Origin of the sequence: Lacipirellula limnantheis (genome assembly GCF_007746075.1) — a bacterium.
GTDB classification, from domain to species: domain Bacteria; phylum Planctomycetota; class Planctomycetia; order Pirellulales; family Lacipirellulaceae; genus Lacipirellula; species Lacipirellula limnantheis.
This window is the reverse complement of sequence record NZ_CP036339.1, coordinates 3,351,577-3,373,048: the sequence shown is the minus strand read 5'-3', so window position 1 is coordinate 3,373,048 and position 21,472 is coordinate 3,351,577. Positions and strand designations below refer to the sequence as shown.

General features: G+C 61.5%; 13 protein-coding genes. 8 read left to right on the top strand and 5 right to left on the bottom strand.

The window, feature by feature from the left end; genetic code table 11:
- Nucleotides 1–153: 153 nt before the first annotated feature.
- Complete coding sequence (locus tag I41_RS13010) at nucleotides 154–4,653, top strand: beta strand repeat-containing protein (protein ID WP_145433102.1); 4,500 nt, start codon at nucleotides 154–156, stop codon at nucleotides 4,651–4,653.
- A 203-nt stretch (nucleotides 4,654–4,856) separates the two neighbouring features.
- On the opposite strand, the gene I41_RS13005 is transcribed toward I41_RS13010, so the two are convergent.
- Together I41_RS13005 and I41_RS13000 are read right to left on the bottom strand one after the other, a co-directional pair.
- Nucleotides 4,857–5,363 carry a hypothetical protein gene (locus I41_RS13005; protein WP_145433101.1) on the bottom strand — a complete coding sequence of 169 codons (507 nt, stop codon included), beginning with the start codon at nucleotides 5,361–5,363 and terminating at the stop codon, nucleotides 4,857–4,859.
- Between the two features lie 54 nt (nucleotides 5,364–5,417).
- Entirely contained in the window at nucleotides 5,418–6,407 is a 990-nt protein-coding gene (locus tag I41_RS13000; protein WP_145433100.1) for a DUF1559 domain-containing protein, read from the bottom strand.
- A 586-nt stretch (nucleotides 6,408–6,993) separates the two neighbouring features.
- On the opposite strand from I41_RS13000, the gene I41_RS12995 reads away from it, so the two are divergent.
- The 3 genes from I41_RS12995 to I41_RS12985 all read left to right on the top strand — a co-directional run bounded on the left by I41_RS12995 (nucleotide 6,994) and on the right by I41_RS12985 (nucleotide 13,105).
- On the top strand, nucleotides 6,994–8,076 hold the full coding sequence (locus I41_RS12995) for a serine hydrolase (protein ID WP_145433099.1): 1,083 nt from the start codon (nucleotides 6,994–6,996) through the stop codon (nucleotides 8,074–8,076).
- A 164-nt stretch (nucleotides 8,077–8,240) separates the two neighbouring features.
- A complete protein-coding gene (gene pelA / locus I41_RS12990) occupies nucleotides 8,241–11,138 on the top strand; it encodes a pectate lyase (RefSeq protein WP_145433098.1) in 2,898 nt (965 codons plus the stop codon).
- An 878-nt stretch (nucleotides 11,139–12,016) separates the two neighbouring features.
- A complete protein-coding gene (locus tag I41_RS12985; RefSeq protein ID WP_210421190.1) occupies nucleotides 12,017–13,105 on the top strand; it encodes a glycoside hydrolase family 130 protein in 1,089 nt (362 codons plus the stop codon).
- A gap of 4 nt (nucleotides 13,106–13,109) precedes the next feature.
- On the opposite strand, the gene I41_RS12980 is transcribed toward I41_RS12985, so the two are convergent.
- Entirely contained in the window at nucleotides 13,110–14,147 is a 1,038-nt protein-coding gene (locus tag I41_RS12980; RefSeq protein ID WP_145433097.1) for a glycosyltransferase family 4 protein, read from the bottom strand.
- 158 nt (nucleotides 14,148–14,305) lie between these two features.
- Between I41_RS12980 and I41_RS12975 the strand changes: the two genes are divergently transcribed.
- The 4 genes from I41_RS12975 to I41_RS12960 all read left to right on the top strand — a co-directional run bounded on the left by I41_RS12975 (nucleotide 14,306) and on the right by I41_RS12960 (nucleotide 18,709).
- Complete coding sequence (locus tag I41_RS12975; protein ID WP_145433096.1) at nucleotides 14,306–14,686, top strand: transposase domain-containing protein; 381 nt, start codon at nucleotides 14,306–14,308, stop codon at nucleotides 14,684–14,686.
- A 170-nt stretch (nucleotides 14,687–14,856) separates the two neighbouring features.
- Nucleotides 14,857–16,434, top strand: a complete 1,578-nt coding sequence (locus tag I41_RS12970) for an arylsulfatase (protein ID WP_145433095.1) — start codon at nucleotides 14,857–14,859, stop codon at nucleotides 16,432–16,434.
- Between the two features lie 49 nt (nucleotides 16,435–16,483).
- The gene (locus I41_RS12965; protein ID WP_145433094.1) at nucleotides 16,484–16,780 is read left to right on the top strand and encodes a hypothetical protein; all 297 of its coding nucleotides are present in this window, start codon (nucleotides 16,484–16,486) and stop codon (nucleotides 16,778–16,780) included.
- 483 nt (nucleotides 16,781–17,263) lie between these two features.
- Nucleotides 17,264–18,709 (top strand): sulfatase-like hydrolase/transferase, encoded by a 1,446-nt coding sequence (locus tag I41_RS12960; RefSeq protein ID WP_145433093.1) that lies wholly within the window; start codon nucleotides 17,264–17,266, stop codon nucleotides 18,707–18,709.
- 79 nt (nucleotides 18,710–18,788) lie between these two features.
- Here the strand turns inward: I41_RS12960 and I41_RS12955 are convergent, their stop codons facing one another.
- Nucleotides 18,789–19,643: a PEP-CTERM sorting domain-containing protein gene (locus I41_RS12955; RefSeq protein WP_145433092.1), complete on the bottom strand. Its 855-nt coding sequence runs from the start codon at nucleotides 19,641–19,643 to the stop codon at nucleotides 18,789–18,791.
- A gap of 57 nt (nucleotides 19,644–19,700) precedes the next feature.
- Nucleotides 19,701–21,281 carry a beta strand repeat-containing protein gene (locus tag I41_RS12950; RefSeq protein WP_210421189.1) on the bottom strand — a complete coding sequence of 527 codons (1,581 nt, stop codon included), beginning with the start codon at nucleotides 21,279–21,281 and terminating at the stop codon, nucleotides 19,701–19,703.
- Between the last annotated feature and the right edge of the window lie 191 nt (nucleotides 21,282–21,472).

Genomic DNA, 21,472 nt, shown 5'->3' with positions numbered 1-21,472 from the left:
CCAAGTTGTCTGTCTCCCGCCGGAGACGGGATGGCGTAGCGGCACGTCTCCAGGTCGGGGCCAGTTCCGTTCCGGAACTCAGTTCCAGCCCACGGCGTAAGCCCTGGCATCGCGGCCGTCATGCGCTTCGTGATCACATCAAGAGGTTGCACCATGTTGCGTCGCTCTGTCGGCAATTCCATCGCGGCCCGGTTTCGCAGGGGGGTTGGTTGTCTGGGGGCGGCCGCCGTCGCCCTGTCGGCGGCGACCGGCTGGTCGCTCGACCGCACCTGGATCGGCGGTAACGTCGACTGGGTCGACGCCGGCGCCGCGACGAACTGGAACCCCAACGACGAACCCGACGCCGACGACACGGCGATCTTCAACACCGCCAACACGGTCGATCTCGGCTCGAACAACGCGATCAACGGCCTGACGCTCTCCGGGGGCATCGACCTCGACCTCAACAGTTTCGACCTCGACGTCGATGGCTTGGTCCAGACGACAGGCGCGGGGACGAACCTCTTCATCGGCGGCGCCGCCTCGGTGCTCACAGCCGACGACGTCACCATCAACGGCGGCGCCATCGAACTGCAGGGCGGCACGCTCGCCCTCGACGAAGAGGTCGGCACGGCCCTGCTCGACATTAACGCCGGCGGATTGCTCATCGGCAACGGCGTCGTCAGTTACGTCGACGCGCCGCTCGCCTTCACCACCGTGCTCTCCAACGACGGCACGATCACGGCGCTCTCCCGGCCGCTCATCATCTTTGGCGCCCCGCCCGTGGGAACGCTGCAGATCAACACCAACAACTCGTTCCAGCTCATCGATCTCGACGGCGCCGGCAACGCAGGCGTCGTGAACGTCAATCGCAATCAGACGCTCGACGTCAACGGCACGCTGGCCGACGCCTTCGGCGGCGCCATGACGCTGGCCCACCAGTCGACGATCGACGTCTCGACGGCCTGGGGCCTGAACGCCGGCACGCTCACGGTGAACAATGGCTTCGTCGCCGGCGGCCTGGGCGTCGACCCCATTCCGGCCGGCACATCCTTCATCAAGGGCGGAACCCTGACGCAAACGGGCGGCACGATCAACGTCGCGGACACCGACGGCACGCTGCAGATCGACGCCCCCTTCACGATGAGCGCCGGGTCGCTCACGAACTTCGGCACGGTCATCTTCAACGGCGTGACCAGCATCACGACCGCCGCTGGCTACGCTCCCAGCGACGTCAATTCACAGACTATCGTCAACGCCAATGTCACGATCAACGACGCCGCCGACAACTTCAACTGGGACGGCAACGGCGCCGCCGACACGACGGTCAATGGCTCGGCCGTGTTCAGCGTGGTGGCCAATCAGATCGATACGACCGACAACGTATTCGGCGGCACGGTCAATGTGAACGACAACGCCGATTTGGGCGTCTCCGTCGCCGCCGGAGCGTGGACCCTGGGGGGAATCCTCAACAAGAACAACGCCGGCTTGTCGGCGCTCAGCGGCAGTCGCGTCATCGTCACCGGCTCCGTCAACGCCAACGACGGAACCTTACAGCTTCCCGCGACGACGACGACCGCTACCGCCAATCTGACGGCGACGGGCTTTCTCGCTTTGGGGGGATCGACGGAATTCGGCGGCGCCAGCAGCATTTCCGGAACGGGCACGCTGCAAATGATTAGTTCCTCGACCGTCACCGCCAGTACGACGATCGACGTCGCCACGTTCGACTGGGACGGCCTGGGGACGGCAACGACCCACACGATCAATGCGGGCGCCACCTTCACGATCAACTCGGCTGTCATGGACAACGACGGCGACATGGACGACCCGCTCCTGCTGGCGGGCAATTTGTCTCAGCTCGTGGTTAACAATACGAACGGACTCAACCAGTGGACCATGACCGGCGTCACCACAGGCAACGCATCCGCCGTTGGCACGGCGACAATCGGCGGCACGAGCCGGATGATCGTCGCCAACGTGATCAACGTCAACGGCAACACGACGATCAGCGCGCCCGTCACGTTCAATCGCGCGGGTCTCGTGGCCGACATAGACGCCGGGATGACGCTCGACGTGACAAGCAGTGCGACCACCTACGTCAGCGGGACGATCGACGGGGCCGGCACGTTCGACCCCGGGATTTCCAACATCGTGACGGGGGATTTCACGATCAACGCCGACCGCTTCGACTTTGACGGCGGGACCTGGACCGTCCAGAGTGGCGCGACCCTCACGTTCAACAGTCCCACCGATTACGAACCGGACTCGGTGACCAATTCCTTCGAATCGACGATCACCCTCAACAACGGCGCCATCTTCGCCAGCGTGGCCGACCCGACGGTCGTGATGAATGGCACGCTCAACATGAACGCCAGCGGCGGATTCGACGCGGCTGAATGGCAGGGGGACGCGATCGATATCGGCAATGACGCCGGACTCCTCGACGCCAATCTCAACGTCACTGGCGACGGAAACGCCAATTCACAAGCCCGATTTTTCGCGCCGGTTACCTTTATGTCCGACGCCGACGTCGACGTTCCCGCGGGGGCGTCGCTCGTGTTCAATCGGCCCGTGACGTTCAATTCGGTCAACGCCGCGAACAATGCCGAGTTCACCGGCGCCGGGACGATGATTTTCAGCGACGACGTTAACGTCAATGAAGCCGCGACGCTCAACATGGTCGGCGGCACGGCCGACCTCGACGGCAACGACGCCGTCGGCGACTTCGTCAATATCGACGCACCGCTGACCATCAACGCCGCGTCCCTTTTGAACTTCGGCCGCGTCAACGGCGGCGGCGGAGTCAACACGCTCGACGTCAACAACAGCGTCGGCACGGGCGTGCTCACCGTGAACCTCGACAGCCCGACCGCCGAGTGGACGCTCAACGGTCCCGGCGCCATGAACCTCGTCAACGACAACGCCGAAGCCACGTTGCTGGCCGGCAGCGACGTGAACATCAACGGCACGCTCAACATTACCGGCGACGTCCGCACCACCGCCCGGCTCGACATCACGGGAACTGTCAACATCAACACAGCGGGTCAGCCGCTGCGTCTCGCCGGGGGAACGATGAGCGACCCCAACATGCTTCTCGGCGGCACGATCGGCGGAGCGGGAATACTCGGCGCCGACACGGGCAGTGCGCTGCACGGCTTCGGCACGATCAACACCGACATCGACTTCGACGGCGCGTCGAACCTCTTTGCCGACGACGGCACGTTGACCATCACTGGCGCCATTGTCGACGTTGCCCGAATCGGCACGAATGACGTCGATGGCGTGTTGAACGTCGTCAATGCTTGGAATACCCTCCCCGCCTCGTTCGTGACGCTCGATGGCGGCGCGATCAAAGGGGGCACGATGACGATCGACAACGCCAACGCTGTGAGCGGCTTTGGCACGATTGCCTCGCGCGTCATCAACAACGCAGGCATCCGCGCGTCGGGCGGCACGCTTGTGGTGCAGACCGCCGGTAACGACAACGACTGGGATGGCGCCGCAAATAACGCCTCGCTGCACGCCCAAGCGAACTCCACGCTCGAGCTGCGCGACAACGCCACGTTCGGCTTCACCGGAAGCGTTTCGACCTTCTCCGGCGGAAAGGTCTTCGCCAACGGCTTTGCCCTCGACTTCAATCCCGGATCGGGGCTGTTTCTCAATTCCAACGGAACCTACGAGTCGACAAGTTCGACCAACCTGGGCGGCGTCGTCACGACCAGCGCCGGCCCCACGTCGCGGATCAAAGTGACGAACAACTTCTTCCTGACCTTCGAGTCGACGAGCAGCACGACGCTTGATGCAAACCTCGAGTTGCAGAACAACAACATCATCGTAGAAGCGGGCGCGACGTTCGCTGGCGCGGGCGCCTTGATCATCCCCAACGGCAGCCACTGGGTGGGCGAGAACGGCGCGAACATCAACGTGCTCACGGTGAACGAGGGGAGCTTCCGCCCCGGCAACTTCGACGGCATCGGCGCGGTCACCCTCAAGGACTTCCAGCAGACCGGTACGGGCCAGTTGTTCGTTGAACTGACCGGCACGCTCCTCAATCAGTTCGATCGCCTCGCGGTCACCGGCGTCGCGCAGCTCGACGGCTATCTCAATATCGACGTCGACGGCGCTTTCGTGCCGGCGCTCGGCAACACGTTCAACATCATCACCGCCCCCAGCGTGCTCGGTCAGTTCGACTACTACGACGTCTCCGGCATGCCCGCCGACCTGGCGTTCAAGGTGAACTACCTGGCCAACGCCGTGCAGCTTGAGGTGGTAACCAAGCCGATCTTCTCCGCCGATTTCGACGACGACGGCGACGTTGATCTCACCGACCTCTCCATTTGGAAAAGCGCCTTCAACCTCAACCAACTCGGCGACGCCAACGGCGACAACATCACCAACGGCTCCGACTTCCTCCTCTGGCAGCAGCAACTCGGCAGCAAGCCGACCGCCGTGGGGGCGGGCGCCGTGGTGCCCGAGCCAAGCGCGGCTCTGCTCGCCGGGTTGACGTGCTTCGCGATATTCCAGTTCGGATGCCGCGAACGCGTGCCGTCAGCGTCACGCGGAGCGAATCGCGCCTCGGGCGCTCACTTCCCAACGCAGCTCTCGGGCGTTCGACGGGGCGCGGGCGGACGCGAATTCGATTGCTCTCAGCGGACTGAATTTTCCGCATAGTAACATCCTGATCTGGGTGCATGCAGACTATTCCGGCGGAGACCTCGTTGTTCTAAGGCAGGACGCGTCCCGTCTTTCGCAGCAAGTAGAGCGCGACTTCGACCAACCAGAGGTCGATCGAACATTCTCGCCACGCGGACGTGCTCACAATCACTAGGGCGTTTGCGATGTAGAGTCGCGGCGGTTTTAGCCGTCTGCTCGGATCACTCTGTCAACTCAAAATTCGCCGCCGCCGACCCCTCCGCGGGCACGTCGAACGTCAGCTGCGACTCGACGTTGTACTTCGCTGGAAAGGCCTCCTTCACCTGCGGCCCGTCGTCGGCGTCTTTCGCGACCGACTTTGCCGGACCATGGGCGTAAATTTGTACCCCGTGCGGTCCCACGACGGCGCCCGGCTCGCCGCGAACCGTCTTCAGTTCGAATCGGCCTGCGTCGTCGCAGAAGGCAGTCGAGCCCGGCCCCGGCGAAGGATTATCGGGCGTCCCCTTCGGCTGAAAGATGATCTGCGTATGCGGGACCGCCTTGCCGTTGAGCGTCACCCCCCCCGACACCGGAGCCAACTCGTACGGTCCCGAACTCCCGCAGCCAGCCAACGTGTAGCAACACCACGCGATCGTGAAGGCGAGGCTCCCGCCATGCCGCCGCGAGAGATTGAATAGAAACTGATGGTGCAATGGTCCCTCGCGAATGCCGATGTCATGAACAGCCAATGAGCCCAGCAACTCTGGTGGATAGCCGGCGGCCGTCACTCGATTGCTGATGCCCTAGGGCGTGAACGTCGAAAGCTCCTCGCCCTGAATCGTCGTCAGCGTCACGAACATCGCCATGTCGACGTTCTGATTGATCGCCGTCACCGAGCCGTCGCAGCGGGCAAACTGAATGACGTCGCCCGCATGGAGACTTCCCCACGACCGTTTGCAATTGTGCTGCCCGCCGTCAAGCGGTACGCACGCATTGTAGTCGTTGTGGAGCGTCCAGGGACGATTGACGCCGCTAGATTGGCTGTACGACGTGTAGGCGTAGCACCAAAGCGTTCGCCGTGCGTAGACGTCGCTCGGGTTGGTCGTCGTCTGATATTCTCCCGCGAGCAACGTGTTGGCGGTGCCGTCGGGGATGTTCTTCGTCGAGACTGGCTTGAGCTTCCGCACATCTCCAGGGGCCGTCCCCTTCAGGACCGCGTGCAGCGGACCGCGGGTCCAATCGGGCAAGTTTACCTGGTTGCTGGCGAGAGTGGCTTGGGGATTATCCCAGTACTGCTCGCCGTTCGTGCCGGGCGACGACCCCGAGACCGCGCGATACGAACCGGGAGCCCAGAACTGATTGTCCCCTTGCCCCGACTCAGGACGATACAGCTTGCTGATGTCGACGTCGGTCGGACAGAGATAAAGCGGCACGAATGTCTCGCGCAGCGCTTTGTTTGTCGGCATATTGAAATCTTTCGTCTTGTCCCACAGCGCGAAGAGTTGAGCTTGCTCGGCGTACGGCAAGAGATCGACCGCCCACTGGCTGGAGTTGATCGCCTCGATGTTCGAGTTGGCGGCCGTGCTCCCCGCCGGAAAACGTCCTTTCGCGGAATCGTAGTTCAGCACCGCCAACCCGATCTGCTTCAAGTTGCTGCCGCACTGCGACCGGCGAGCCGCTTCCCGAGCCGCCTGCACCGCCGGCAACAATAGCGCCACCAATACGCCGATGATGGCGATCACCACCAGCAACTCAACCAGCGTAAACGCACGGCAAGTTCGAGGCCGCTTCATGAAAGCGCCTTTTGGGGTTGTCGTTGTCTCAAGAGAAGAAGCACAGCTGCGAGAGAGAAGAAGATCGATCAATGTAAATCTACACTAATTACAAAAAAATGCACGCCGATTCCGCGTCCAGCGCCGCCTTGGAGCGTCTGATGCGCCGCCCTGAAGCCCGCATCAACGATCTTGCCATTTCCGAGCCGCGGCGCGAATTTCGCTGGCCGGCGCGTGCCTCGCCCCGACCGAGCCCGCCGTCGTTCTTAACATCGCTTAAGTCCTACTGCCCGATTCCACCACGCTAACTGCACGCGAGTCAGATCACCACGCGCTAGACGTCTGTGGGGGTCGCCTTGCTACAATCGTGTGGAGAACAAGCCCGGATCGGTTCCAGGCCCAGTTCGTTTAGGGATTCGGATGACAGCCGTGACCGATCCAGCATGACGCCGCCTCGATCGGCCCTCAAAGCAAAAAGTGACGCCATTTATTTTCGGACGGCAATTCCGTTGTTCCCAGGAATCTGGCTGGCCCCGCTCGGAGCGCCTCTGGGCGACAGAACAAGGGCGTCACGATGTTGGGTTCTATTCTTCTCTGAGGATTCGCGATGCGACTCGCTCTTTCAATCAAGCTCGGAATCATTTGCGGTTTTCTCAGCTTCCAGATGTGCGCGTGGGCAGACGACCTCGTCTTTCCCGGCGCCGAGTGGGCGGCGAAGTCGCCGCAGGAGTTGGGGCTCGATGAATCGCGGTGGGACGAGATCGCCGATAGGCTCGGGAGTCGCGGTTGCGTGATCAAGAATGGCTACGTCATCAAGACCTGGGGGCCTCAGGGAGAGCGGAGCGATTGGTTTTCTTCAGCGAAGCCGGTGTTGTCGACGCTGTTGATGTTTGCCGCGCAGGAGGGGAAGGTGGCGAGCTTCGACCAGCGCCTGGCTGAGTTTGGTTGGCCGCTCGCAGAGAAGGACCAGTCGATGACGCTCCGCCACTTGGCGAGCATGACGAGCGGCTACGCACGCCCGGAATCGCCGGGAGAGGCGTGGGCTTACAATGACTTTGCGATTCAGCTCTATCAGAAGACGCTGTTCGATAAGGTGTTTCAGGGTTCTCCGGAGGAGACGTTTCACGATCCAAAGCGTTTTGGAGCGCTAGGGTTGCAGGATGGATTTCGGTTTCGACAGACGAATCGTCGGATGACTGCTTCGGTGCGCGACTTCGCGCGCGTCGCGTGGTTCTGGCTCAACCGCGGGAATTGGAATGGCCGGCAAGTGTTGCCGCGGGCTTACTTCGATGACAATATGCGGCCGCAGGTTCCGCTGAACTTGCCGCTGAGCGGCGATGCGCCGACGAACGACTATTTGCAGATCGGCAGTTACGGCGGCGACTCGAACCATTTCACGACGGCGGGGCCGGGCATTTACGGATTTAACTGGTGGTTCAACGACGTCGGCGCGAAGCATCCCGACGCCGTCACTTGGCCCGATGCGCCGCGCGAAGCGATCATGTCGCTGGGGCATCGCGGGAATTGCTGCGTGCTGATCCCGAGCATGAACCTAGCCGTGGTTGCCGCCGACGCTAACTGGGGGGACCTCAAGCCGGGACGCGCCGATGCGCAGCTCAATCAATTGTTGAAACTGATCGCAGCGGCGGGGACGGCGGCGGAGGAGATAGGGGCGGGCGCGGCGCGCTGACGTGACTTTTTTCGAAGCGTCGACGGCGTCAGCCTGAGCGGGGCGAAGAATATAATTCTCCGAGCGAGCTTCCAGATTTTTCACGTCGGGCAGCATGACGGACTTGATCAGAATGACGCGCTAGGTTTCTTTTCTGAAACTGAACTTATCGGGAGCGTTGCGAAATGCGTCAACTGGTTTTTCTATTTCTCCTGGCGGCGTTCGATTACGCCGCCCTCGCGGACGACATCGAGGGACAACTTGCCGAGTGGCATCCCCTGTTGATCACGTTCGCCGGACCGGAGGCTGCGGAAACCGGCGACGCGCCCAATCCGTTTACCGATTATCGACTACAGGTTTCGTTTTCGGGTCCCGACAATCAGCTCTTCGTCGTCCCCGGCTTCTTCGACGGCGACGGCCGAGGAGGAGCGAAGGGGAACGTCTGGAGAGTGCGGTTCACGCCGAACGTGGCGGGACCTTGGCGCTACGAAGCAAGCTTGCGGAAAGGGAAACACGTCGCCGTCGAATTGGCGACGACGGCGGGCGAAGCGGTCGAGTTGCCTGCCGCCGTCGGGACGTTCGAGGTCGCGGCCGGCCACGCCGACGCGCCGGGGTTCCTAAAGTGGGGACGCCTAGCATATGTGGGAGAGCGGTACCTGAAGTTTGCCGACGGTCCGTATTGGCTGCGCGGCGGGACCGATGAGCCGGAAAATTTCTTGGGCTACGCGGGCTTCGATCGAACGCCCGGCAAGCACCGCTATGCCGATCATGAAGCCGATTGGCGCGAGGGCGATCCCGATTGGGGCGACGGCCGCGGACGGGCGATCATCGGGGCGCTCAACTATTTGGCGGCGCATCATGTTAACAGCATCTACTTCTTGACGATGAACGTCGGCGGGGACGGCAAGGATGTGTGGCCTTGGGCGGGGACGATCAATCCGCTCGGCAGCGAGGAGAACGACAATCTACGCTTTGACGTTGCCAAACTCGGCCAATGGGAGACTGTGTTCGCTCATGCTCAGCGGCAGGGGATTTTCCTGCACTTCGTTTTCAATGAAGCGGAGGAGGCCAACAAGCGCGAACTCGATGACGGCGAGTTGGGGTTAGAGCGCAAGCTCTACTATCGTGAGATGGCGGCGCGGTTCGGGCATCACCTGGCGCTCCAGTGGAATCTTTGCGAGGAATACAACCTCGGCTTCGATCTCGGCGCTGAACGCATCGGAGCGTTTGCCGACTACTTGCGCGCCGTTGATCCGTACGACCATCCGATCACCGTCCATAGCGCCGGCGATCCTGTTGAGGCGCTGCGGTTCACCTTCGGCGATCCACGCTACGGCATGACGTCGATTCAATTGAATCAACGTCCGATTCAGGAGGTGACGGAGGCGATCCGTCGTGAAACGCTGGCCAGCGGGCGACCGCTGCCGGTGAGCCTCGATGAGTTCACGCTCGATCGCGGGCAGCGGGCGTCGCACATTCCGGTGGACGACGCGGCTGGCCATCGTCGCGAGAAGATTTGGCCGACCTATTTCTCGGGAGGGATGATTGAGTTCATCCTGGAAGATCTGCTGCGGACCGACAGCTTTAAGACTGCCGAGCGCGAACAGCTGTGGGACTACATGTGGATCGCCCGTCGCTTCATGGAAGAGAATCTCCCCTTCTGGGAAATGCAGCCGGCCGACGAGCTCGTGAGCGGCGCCGCAACGATGCACGTCGGCATTGGCAACGGCAAGCACGTCGAATTGGGGCCGCAGGCGTTCGTCAAACGAGGCGACGTCTATGCGATTTACTTCCCGACGGCGACGGAGACCGGCTCGCTCGACCTGGCCGAGATGGCCGGCGCTGGGACGCAGCGCTGGTTCAACCCGCGGATTGGAGAGTTTGCGGGCGCCGAGAAGTCGATTGCCGGCGGCGAGAGCCTGGCGATTGGGCCCCCGCCGACCGACGCCCAGGCCGATTGGGTCGTGCTGATCAAGCGGGCCGACCAGCCTCGAATTGAACCGATCGACGTGAGCGCGTTTCGCGACGGGACGCATCATTGGCGGAAGATTCGCGATCCGAAGCGCGTCATTCATGCGCTAGTTGATCAGCCGAGCTACGCGATCGAGGAGGTTGAAAAGATCGCCGCGAATATGCTGCTCTTTCAGCGGGCCAACGGCGGCTGGCCGAAGGATTACGACATGCTCGCCGTGCTGACGCCAGAACAGGAGCGTGCGGTTCGCCAGTCGAGTGAACGGAACGACACGTCGTTTGATAACTATAACATTCACTCTCAGGTCGACTATTTGGCCCGGGCTTACGCTGCGGGGGGCGTGGAGTCGTGGCGTGAGGCGTGCGTGCGCGGGTTCGACTTTATGCTGGCGGCGCAGTTGCCGGGGGGCGGATTTCCGCAGCAGCATCCCGGGGGGGCGGGCTATGCGAAATTCATCACGTTCAACGACGGGGTGACGATTGGCGTGCTCAACGTACTGCAGGATGCCGTCGCAGGGGCGCCGCAGTGGGCATGGCTCGATGACGAACGTCGTCAAGCGGCGGCGCGGGCGGTCGCCGCGGGAGTCAAATGCATCTTGAACTGTCAGTTGATCGCAAACGGCAGGCGAACCGGGTGGTGCCAGCAGCACGACCCTGAGACGCTAGCGGCGGCGCCTGCGCGGACGTTCGAGCTGGCATCGATCTGTCCGCAAGAGACGACGGCGATCGTGCGTTTCTTGATGCGATTGCCAAATCCGACGGACCAGGTTATGGATGCGATCGAGACGGCCATCGCGTGGCTACGTGAGACGCAATTGTCGGGCGTTCGCGTCGAGCGGATCGCCGCCAGGCCGGAGGGGTATGAGTTTCACACGACTGACTTCGACGTCGTCGTCCTGTCGGACGAAGCAGCGTCGCCCATCTGGGCGCGGCATTATGAGATTGGCACGAACCGCCCAGTGTTCGCTGGTCGAGACACGATGAAGCGGTACGCACTGAGCGAGATCGAACGCGAACGCCGCACGGGAACGCCGTGGTACGGCGACTGGCCGCAGCGGTTGCTTCACTCGGAGTATCCCGAGTGGCGGACGTCTCGCGGCGTCGCCAAGTAATCGAGGCGACAGCCTATGGCTTTGGCTTCGCCTCCGATCGATCGCACCTTTGAACCGCCTGCTTGAGTCGGCCATGCCGCGCGGCATCGCGCCAGTATTGAACCGGGCGACGCTCTCGCCGGCGGCGATCCGGGGAATGAGGCCGGCCGCCTTGGCCAGCGTGGCCCCGGCGTAGCTAGCTGTGAGGTCGCTCTCGTTGCAATCAAAGCGGCACATATCGGTAGGATCCCCCCCTGAAGATCGACCAGGAAGAATCGCATCCCGCGCCATGGAAACTCTTGTCCGCGACAAACTCGTGGACTGTCTCAATCACGTTGGGAAGGCCAGGCGGAATCGAGGTCGTTGGACCCTTACGAATGTGAAACCAACTCCTCCCAGGAATTTGGCGAGCATGTTCGTTCGGATGACTGAGCCGTGTTGATGAATTCTAGCCCGATAAAGTCGATTCCAGCGAAATGGCACGACCACCGTGACCTGGCATCGGGTAGGCTGAGGTGATGGATCTCTCACAATCTCTTCAGCACCGGTCGTGGTCTCTAGCGGCGCGTGCCAGTGGGGTCCTCGTCATCGCGGTGGCGTCGTGGGAATGGCCGCAGCGCGCCGAGGAGGTGCTGACAGCACTTGGCGAGCGACTTGATGACGCGTCTCGTCGCAGCGTCGCAGAAGCTCGACTGGAGCGATTTCACCATCTTGACCCGCCCAATAGACGTCGACGGTTGCGTTGAGTCCGTTGGACCGCCCCATCTTTCTGTGGGGCAACGCCAATACGTCGTGAATTCTCGCAGCGGGGCGCTAACTCCGCCGGAGAATGGCTTACCTCGGACCTTTCGCGTCTCCTCAATAGCAACCGAAAACGAACAAGAAGCAGCGCAAGCCAAATGGTCACTCCTGATGTGATGCCGCCGCGTCTCCACACGAAGCTACTTGTCAAACCGACTGACGTGCAGCCGCAGTTTGTCGGCTTTGAGGTGATCGGGACGTTTAACCCCGCGGCCGTCGACTTCGATGGCGAAGTCGCCCTGTTGATTCGCGTGGTTGAACGTCCCATCGAGACGCGACCTGGGTATATCGCCCTTCCATTTTGGAATCATGAACAACGCTCCGTTGCGGTTGATTGGCGATCACTGGATGAGGTGGACCTCATCGATCCGCGGATTGTGCGTATCAAAGCCAGCGGACATATTCGACTGACCTTCATTTCTTACCTACTGCCTGCGTTTAGTCGGGACGGAAGCTCGATCGATCGATTCGGCGAGCACCCCATGCTCCCGGCAACTCGCTATGAAACGTTTGGCGTCGAAGATGCGCGTCTCGCGAAGCTGGACGACCGGTACTACCTGACTTACGTCGCAGTCTCTCCCCACGGCATTTCGACCGCGCTGGCGTCGACCGCCGACTTTCATTCGTTTGAACGGCACGGAATCATCTTCTGTCCGGAGAACAAGGACGTTCTTCTGTTCCCCGAGAAGATCGGCGATGAATTCGTTGCGTTCCACCGTCCGAATCCGAATGCGCATTTTTCGCCGCCTGAGATCTGGCTGGCACGCTCACCCGACTTGATCCATTGGGGACGTCACGAGCGATTGTTGGGCGCAGAGGCGTCGTGGGCGTCGGTCAAGGTTGGGGGAGGCGTCTCCCCGATTCGCACCGAACGAGGATGGCTATCGCTTTACCATGGTCATATTGCTCCGACGGCCGCGGAACAACGGGCCGGGAGCATCGGACAGTATGCAGCGGCGTCGATGCTCTTGGACCTGGGCGATCCGAGACGAATCGTGGGGTTGTCGCCGCACCCGATCATGCGGGCTGAGGCAGATTTCGAGAGGTTGGGCTATCTCCCCAACATCGTCTTCCCCACGGCTTTGTTAAGGCGGGGAGAGAGCGTCGACGTTTACTACGGCGCCGCTGACACTTGTACGGGCGTCGCCCGATACGCCTTGGACGATTTACTGGCGACGATCCCCTAAGGGCTCACGGGATCGATTTTCCACTCGCGGCGAAGATCTCCTGGTACACTTTTTCGTAACCATCGATCATGGCGTCGATCGAGAATCGACGTTGTACGTGATCGCGACATTCGCGCCGGTTGATCTCCTTCGTCCTGTCCACCGCCATCGCGGCTTCCTGCACATCGTGCACGAGAAATCCCGTCCGACCGTCGGCGATCACTTCCCGGCATGAACCGAGGTCCATGGCGATCACCGGCACCCCGGCGGCATTGGCCTCGGCGAGTACGAGCCCGAATCGCTCTGGGATGGTATTGAGATGCAGCAGCGCATCCGCTTGGGAGAACAACTCGTTCTTACCATCGATCCCCACCGGCCCGACGTAGCGGACTCTGTCACCATCAATCTGCGGCTCGATTTCACGACGAAAATAGTCAGCGTCTTGGACGATCCCCGCGATCACGAGTCGACGTCGGCTAAGCCGCGCTGTCTCGATGGCTAAATGAACGCCCTTATCGGGATGAATGCGCCCCAGGAACACGAGGTCCCTGCCCTGCTTCTCGACCAAGGGATAGAGCGAGAGGTCGATGCCGTTGTAGACCGTGGCCAAATAATTGAGATCAGGATGGCGATCGGAATCGCTGATCGAAACGAAATTGCCATCGCGGTATTTCAAATAGGCCGGCAACACCTGAGGCGAAGAGAACCCGTGGATCGTCGTGAGCACTGGCGTCTTTACGAGTCGACTGAAAGCCAACGCCATAAAATCGTAGTGGCTGTGGATAAGATCGAACTCTCCCGCATGCTCGAACGTTTCGGAGATGTGGAGATACTCCGCGACCTTCGCGTCCACTGAGCGATCTTCCTCGTAACCGCGTTCAACAATGGCATGGAGTCTGCCTCGCGTCACCGAGTCGGCGGTGGCGAACAACGTCACGTCCCATCCACGAGACGATAATCCTTCCGCGACGTTACTTGCTACGGTTTCCCATGCGCCATACTGCCGCGGGGGAGTTCGCCATGCGACTGGCGCCAGCACTGCAATTCGCTTGTTGCGATTCATTAAGGTTCGTGAGGGGACGCTCCAGACAGTGCGATTAGAAGCCTCCTTGATACTACCTTATTGCGCGGCTTACTTTGACTCCCTGGATGCACGGCCCTCCGCAGCCGGATGATTTTGGTGAGTTTCCGTTGCAATCTGCGTAAATTCAACGCTTCTGCATGAGTTCGTCAGGAGATATCAGCCCGCATCATTTGGCGCAGGCCGGCAGCGCGCTTGATACGATCGGGCCAGGAGATGACCCTGCCGTTGCGGGCGCCGCCCAGATATCCGGCAACCTGCAGGGTCTGCTTGATGCTTCTCGGCATGAAGCCTCCCGCTGGAAGCGCGAGCTGCGTTTAGGCGCCAAGAATTATCTGCTCATGGGCAGCGACAACGGTGACAAGGCGGCCGCGGTCCTCTACGGCATCATCGCCAGCATTAAGGCGAATCAGGTCGAGCCGATTGCCTACGTGCGCGACCTTCTGACCCAATCGTCACTCAACACGCCGCCGGAAGTCGCGACGCTGCTTCCCGACGCCTGGTTGGCGACGCATCCGTAAACTAGCCGGTGCTGGTCAAGGTAGCTGCGTGACGTCATGTTGCGACGCCGAGTGCCTTCAATCCAACGAATTCTGATTCAGCCCAACAGCAATCTCATGCGGCTTTACCTGGGCATTTCGGCGAACCATACTGAAGCGTCATTTTCTCATCCAAGACAAGGAGTCACTTCATGGTCGCATCGAACACCATCAGACGTCGAACGACTCTACTTGCCGCATTGTTCGCCATCCTCGCCGCTACGGCAGCATACGCTGCCGACAAGCCAAACATCCTGGTCATCTGGGGTGACGACATCGGCACCGAGAACATCAGCTACCACAACCGCGGCATGATGGGCTACCAAACCCCCAACATCGACCGCATCGCCCACGAGGGCGTTTTCTTCACAGATTATTACGGCCAGCAGTCCTGCACCGCCGGACGAGCTGCCTTCATCAGCGGCGCCGTCCCGGTCCGCACTGGCATGACTAAGGTCGGCATTCCCGGCGCGCCTGAAGGTTGGCAAAAAACGGACGTCACGATGGCCACCGTCATGAAGAGTCTTGGCTACGCGACTGGCCAGTTCGGCAAGAACCACCAAGGCGACCGCGACGAACACCTGCCCACCATGCATGGCTTCGACGAGTTCCTCGGCAATCTCTATCACCTCAACGCCGAGGAAGAGCCTGAAAACGAAGACTATCCTGGCGACATGCAACTGCCCGGCGGTAGGTCCTTCAAGCAGGTCTTCGGCCCCCGCGGCGTGCTCCGCTGCAAAGCTGACGGCAAGGGGGGGCAGACCATCGAGGATACCGGCCCGCTTACAAAGAAGCGGATGGAGACCATTGATGAGGAAACCCTCGCCGCCGCCAAGGAGTTCATCACCCGCCAAACCAAGGCCGGTAAGCCGTTCTTCTGCTGGTGGAACGGCACCCGGATGCACTTCCGCACCCATGTCAAAGCCGAGAACCGCCACAAAGGCAACGACGAATACACCGACGGCATGATCGAGCATGACATTCAGGTCGGCGAACTCCTCAAGCTGCTCGATGACCTCGGCATCGCGGACAACACCATCGTCCAGTATTCGACCGACAACGGCCCGCACTACAACACGTGGCCCGATGCCGGAACCACTCCTTTCCGCAGCGAGAAAAATTCAAACTGGGAGGGCGCCTACCGGGTGCCCTGCTTCGTTAAGTGGCCTGGTCACTTCCCTGCCGGAAAGGTTCGCAACGGCATCGTCTCTCATGAAGACTGGTTGCCCACGTTTGCCGCCGCCGCTGGCAATGCGGACATCGTTGAGCAGTTGAAAAAAGGCGTTCAACTCAATGGCCGCAACTACAAGAACTATATTGATGGCGCCAACCAGCTGGATTACATCAGCGGCAAGACCAAGGAGTCGCCGCGGAAAGAGTTCATGTACGTCAATGACGACGGCCAGATCGTCGCCATGCGCTATCAGGATTGGAAAGCCGTCTTCCTCGAAAACCGGGGCCAAGCATTCGAAGTCTGGCGTGAGCCCTTCACCGAGCTTCGCGTGCCCTTGCTCTTCAACCTCCGCCGCGACCCGTACGAAAAAGCGCAGCACAACTCGAACACCTACAACGACTGGTTCCTCGATCGGGTCTTCATCCTCGCACCGATGCAGCGGGTCGCCGGACAGTTCCTCATGACCATGAAGGAGTATCCGCCTAGCCAAACTCCTGGGTCCTTCAACCTGCAAGGAATCCAGAAGAAGATCGAAGCCACCATGAGCGGTCGCTGACAATTGGATTCATTTTGGCCGCCGTCCGTGAGGGCGGCGGCCTTTTTCTTTGGAAACCAAGGACCTGGAACTTTTCATACGGTTGCTTTTTGCTGTTGTCAGTGCGCTCTCGTGCGAAGCCGCGGAACCCGACCGCACCATCATCCCGCTCCCAGCGCCAGCTTTTGAAGGCAAGATTGGCAAGACCTACAAGAATTCCGAAGCTGCCTGGCCCAAACTGCGCGTGCCGCCCGTAGGGCCGCCGAATGTCGTGGTCAGCTTGCTGGATGACGTGGACTATGGACGAACCAGGATGGAGAGCGCGGGCAAGGGCGCCGTCTCCATTCTGAAGAACCGATACGTTTGACGGCACGTCGCAACCGTGCCGAGAAGTCGTGCCATATCTCGGAATGAGACGTAGCCGCCATTCCGGCTGTCAGAACGCGTCGTCCAGCCAGCCGCATTTGGGAGTGCCCTGAACCCGCTTCCCCCATTCTCAGCAGCTGTTCAGGTAGCCGGCTTGTCTGCTTTGCACGGAGTGCAGATCGTTATTGGCGCGCGGCTCGTTCACGATCACCAACGGCTCGCCATTAGGGCACCAGGCCGCCGCTGTGACACATAGAACAGGCGGGTCTCGAAGGGCGCAGTCCGCGCTACGGGCGCCGAAGTGCCGAAGTGCGCCTTCTGGGGCGCGGCGCCGGTCCTTGGAACTCTGACATCGGAGCCGCGGGTGAACGAAATGGCGAAACACTTATTGGGGGGAAAGACGGCGGGGGAGCGCGCGCTGCTACAATCGTGGCCAGACCGAGCCTGGAACGGTTCCAGGCACAACCCATCTGGGAAATGTCGGATGAACTACAGTCTCGCGATCGGCCTGGCAACTATCGCAAGCTGCCTACTGGCGGCTAGCCCGACGGCTGCACAAGAAAACAGCCGGCCGAATGTCTTGTTCCTGTTTGCCGACGACTTTAGCTACGAGGCGCTGGGCTACCTCGGCCATACGGATATCGAGACGCCGAATCTCGATCGTCTGGCCAGCCGCGGCACCACGTTTACGCACGCCTACAACATGGGTTCGTTCAGCGGCGCGGTGTGCGTTGCCAGCCGCGCGATGCTCATCTCGGGCCGCAGCGTATGGCGGTCCAACGCCATATACAACACCATGGACCAAGAGCGCGAGGCCGGCCGGCTCTGGCCACAGCTGTTGAAGAGGGCCGGCTACGACACGTATATGACCGGCAAATGGCACATCCAAGCGAAGCCGGAGCTGGCCTTCGATTTCACGCGGCACGTTCGCCCCGGGATGCCGGGACCAGTGGATCTCGCCATCGCGTACAACCGACCGCTTCCGAACCAGCCAGATCCCTGGTCGCCCACGGACAAATCGCTGGGCGGCTTTTGGGAGGGGGGCAGCCACTGGAGCGAGGTCGGCGCCAACGACGCCATCGACTATCTTCAGTTGGCCAAGCAGCGCGGCAACCCGTTCTTCCTCTACGTCGCCTTCAACGCTCCCCACGACCCACGGCAATCGCCGCGGGAGTTTCTCGAAAAGTACCCGCTCGATCGGATTCAGGTTCCGGCGAATTATCGCCCAGAGTATCCGTACAAAGACGCCATGGGCTGCGGGCCTGACCTGCGCGACGAGAAGCTCGCCCCATTTCCTCGCACCGAACACGCCGTCAAGACGCACCGTCGCGAGTACTACGCGCTGATCACCCACCTCGACGCGCAGATTGGCCGGATCCTCGATCAGCTCGATCAGAGCGGTATGGCCGAAAACACTTGGGTTTTCTTCTCGGCGGATCACGGGCTGGCGGTCGGGCATCACGGTCTGTTCGGCAAGCAGAACCTCTACGATCACAGCGTCCGGGCGCCGTTCATCGTCGCAGGACCGGGCGTGGCCGCCGGCCGAAAGCTCGCAACGCCGATTTACTTGCAAGACGTGATGCCGACGACGCTGGAGCTGGCCGGCGTGAAGCAGCCCCCGCACGTCGAGTTTCGAAGCCTACTGCCGCTGATGGGCGGAAAACAAACCCAGAGCAGCTATCCGGCAATCTACGGCGCCTATGTCGACCTGCAGCGCTCCGTGACCGTCGACGGCTGGAAGCTGATCGTGTATCCCAAGGCTCGGGTCGCGCGGCTGTATCACGTGGCCGCCGATCCGCAGGAGACGGAGGACCTAGCAAGCGACCCCAAACACGCCGCGCGGAGGTCGCAGCTATTGGATCGCTTGATCGCCTTGCAGCGAGAATTCGACGATCCGCTCGAATTGAAGGAGGCGTTTCACGGCCAGTAATTGAAGCCTCGGCCAGGGGGATTGGCGAGCGGGCACTCGGCCAACTGCGTGTCGCACCCCCGTTTGATCGCCCGGCGCGTCAACCGCGTCGACGCGCCACAACGGCGCCCAACGTCAAGAGGAGGGCCGTCGACGGCTCAGGTACTGGCAAGAGCGCCGAGACGGCGAACAGCGTCTGGCCGACGTTGGCGCGCCAGACATTCAGATCCGCCTGGCTGAGCGGCGTCGGCGATTGCCCGCGCTGCCAGCGCAGAAAATCGGCTCCGTCGACCGTCTTGTCGTTGTTGAAGTCGCCGGCGAGCGACGTAGGCCCGGTTTGAGCAAAGCGTTGCGTGAATGCGTTGAGGTCGATCACGTCGGCGCCTTCCAACCCAGTTAGGAAGACGTTCATCGTGACTGTCAAATTAAGATGCGGCGAGATTGTCTGGCTATCGTTGAACTCGAAGACGTCGGCGACGTTGTCGGCGAGCGCGAGCGCCGGCCCGAGATCGACGCCGCCCATCGTCGTCACTTCCTGCGAAATGTACGCGATGCCCCCCGGACCGGAAAAGCTGACGCCAGTCATGTTCAGCGAGTGGGCCGCGAACGAATTCACGGCGCCAACGGCATGAACCTGAAAGCGAAACGAGAGATCAATCGCGTTAACGCCCGCGACGACGAGTTGCCCGCCGGAGGCGAATTGCAATCCCGGGTTCGACATGTCGCTTGCGAGGATGTTCATCGACATTAGCGAGTAATCAAGCGTCGCGCCGGTCGTGTTGCTGCCCGAGAGCAGTTGCCAGTTGTCGAAGCGGCAGTTCCCGACCGTGAGCAACGAGCCGCCGAACAGCGTCTGGAGCGACGCGGCGTGCAACTGCGCCGCTCCGACGGAGCATAGGGCAAGCCAAAGCGTTGCCAAGATCGTTCGGCGAATGATGGAATCAGCGCGAATCATAACCACACTCGAGAAATCTTCGCTGACGCGACGGTTCGCAACCAAACCCCGGGATCACTACTGAATCAGGACGTTGTCGCCGGTCCCGCCGTCCAGAACGTCGAGTCCCCCATTGCCAATCAGCACGTCGTCGCCGATGCCGCCGAGCAGCGTGTCAGAGCCCTCGCCTCCCTGCAGAATATCGTCGCCATCGCCGCCGTCCGCCGTAAGCGCGATTCCCGTCGCCGCGAGCCCCGTTGCCTCGATCACGTCTTGGTCGCCGAGTCCGTTCACGGTCAGACGATCGTTCGCCGGTTCCGCTGTGAAGATATTGACTGTCGCCGCGAGACCGCTCACCGTCACGCCGGAAGCATTTCCCGCGACCAAGATGACATCATCGCCCGCCGTGCCATTGACGATCACATTGTCCGCGGCGGCGTCGCCCAAGGCGCCGCCGAGCGTCCCGGCTAAGAGGAGATTGACGATCGACACGTCCGTCCCCGCTAAGTTGTTGACGATCAGGGTATCAGTGCTCCCCAGCGCGTTGACGCTGATCCGCTCGACGTCGTCCAAATCCACGACGACGTTTCCCAAATTTCGCGTCAGCCGCGTCCTCCCTCCGTTCGCCGCCAGTTCAATAATCTCGCTTCCGCCGCTGCCGTTGAAGAGCAACTCATCGGTTCCCGCCTGCCCCTCGACCGTGTCGCTGCCGTCGCCCGGATCCCATTGAACGTCGTCATCGCCCGCGCCGGCCAAGATCACGTCATTCCCTTGCTGCCCATCGATGAAGTCGTTGTTGTCGCCGCCAATGAGCAAATCGACGCCGTTGCTCCCCAGCAACGTATCGTCGCCGGCGCCCCCGTCGACGGTAATCGCGATGAGCGCCGCCAAGTTGCCGGTCGCTGAGAATTGATCGTTGCCGCCGTTCGCGTTGACGAGCAGGCTCTCGCTCGTGCCGATGTCGATTGAGAACGGCGCCGGATTGAGACGATCAAAGCGGACCCGAGTGCCGTTGGCGGTCGTCGTGAAGACTTCGTCGCCGTTGCCGCCGTTCACCTCGACCGTGTCGGCGCCGAGTCCTCCTTCATTAAGATCGGCGTCGTCCCCCGGATTCCAGATCATGCGATCGCTGTCGCTCTGGCCAAAGGCCTGATCGTCGGCGTCCCCGCCCGTAAGGGTATCGTCGTTCGAGCCGCCGAAGAGCATGTCGAAGCCGCCGCGGCCAAGGATCGTGTCGTTCCCCGCTTGCCCGAACGCCAAGTCGTTGCCCGAACCGCCCGTGATCACATCTTGCCCGCCGCCGCCGTAAAGATTCGCCTTCGGCAACGCGCCGTTCGCTTCGTTAAGCGTGAGCGCGTCGTTCCCGCTGAGTCCGAACAGATTCATCAGCGCGGTATTCGCGACCGTGGGCACGCCGCCGACGATCGCCACCGCTCCGCCGTTGACGAGAATCGCCCCCGAGGCGTTACGGCTCACCTCGATCGTATTGTCGCCGCTATCGCCGTAGACGTTCAGCACGCCCGAAGCTGCCGAGAACGAAGCCGTCACCGCCAACATACGGCGGTCTTCTAGTGCTTCAATCGCCGGCAAGTAAGACGACGGCCGCTGCCCTGGACGAGCGTCACGGCCCGCACGAAGTTTGGTCCACAAGTTACGCATGCTGAGCATAAAACGCGATGCCGCCACGTTGGGCCGCCGCCGCGATCAGGCGCCAGTCGCCTACCATCGCCGCCGACCGCTGGATCATTGATCTTAAACGCCACGAATGGCGCAAATTATGCACGTCGCTTCCAGCGACCGTCAAGTCGATCGCGTTGAGAGACTCGCAATGCTTCAACCAAATCGCGCAG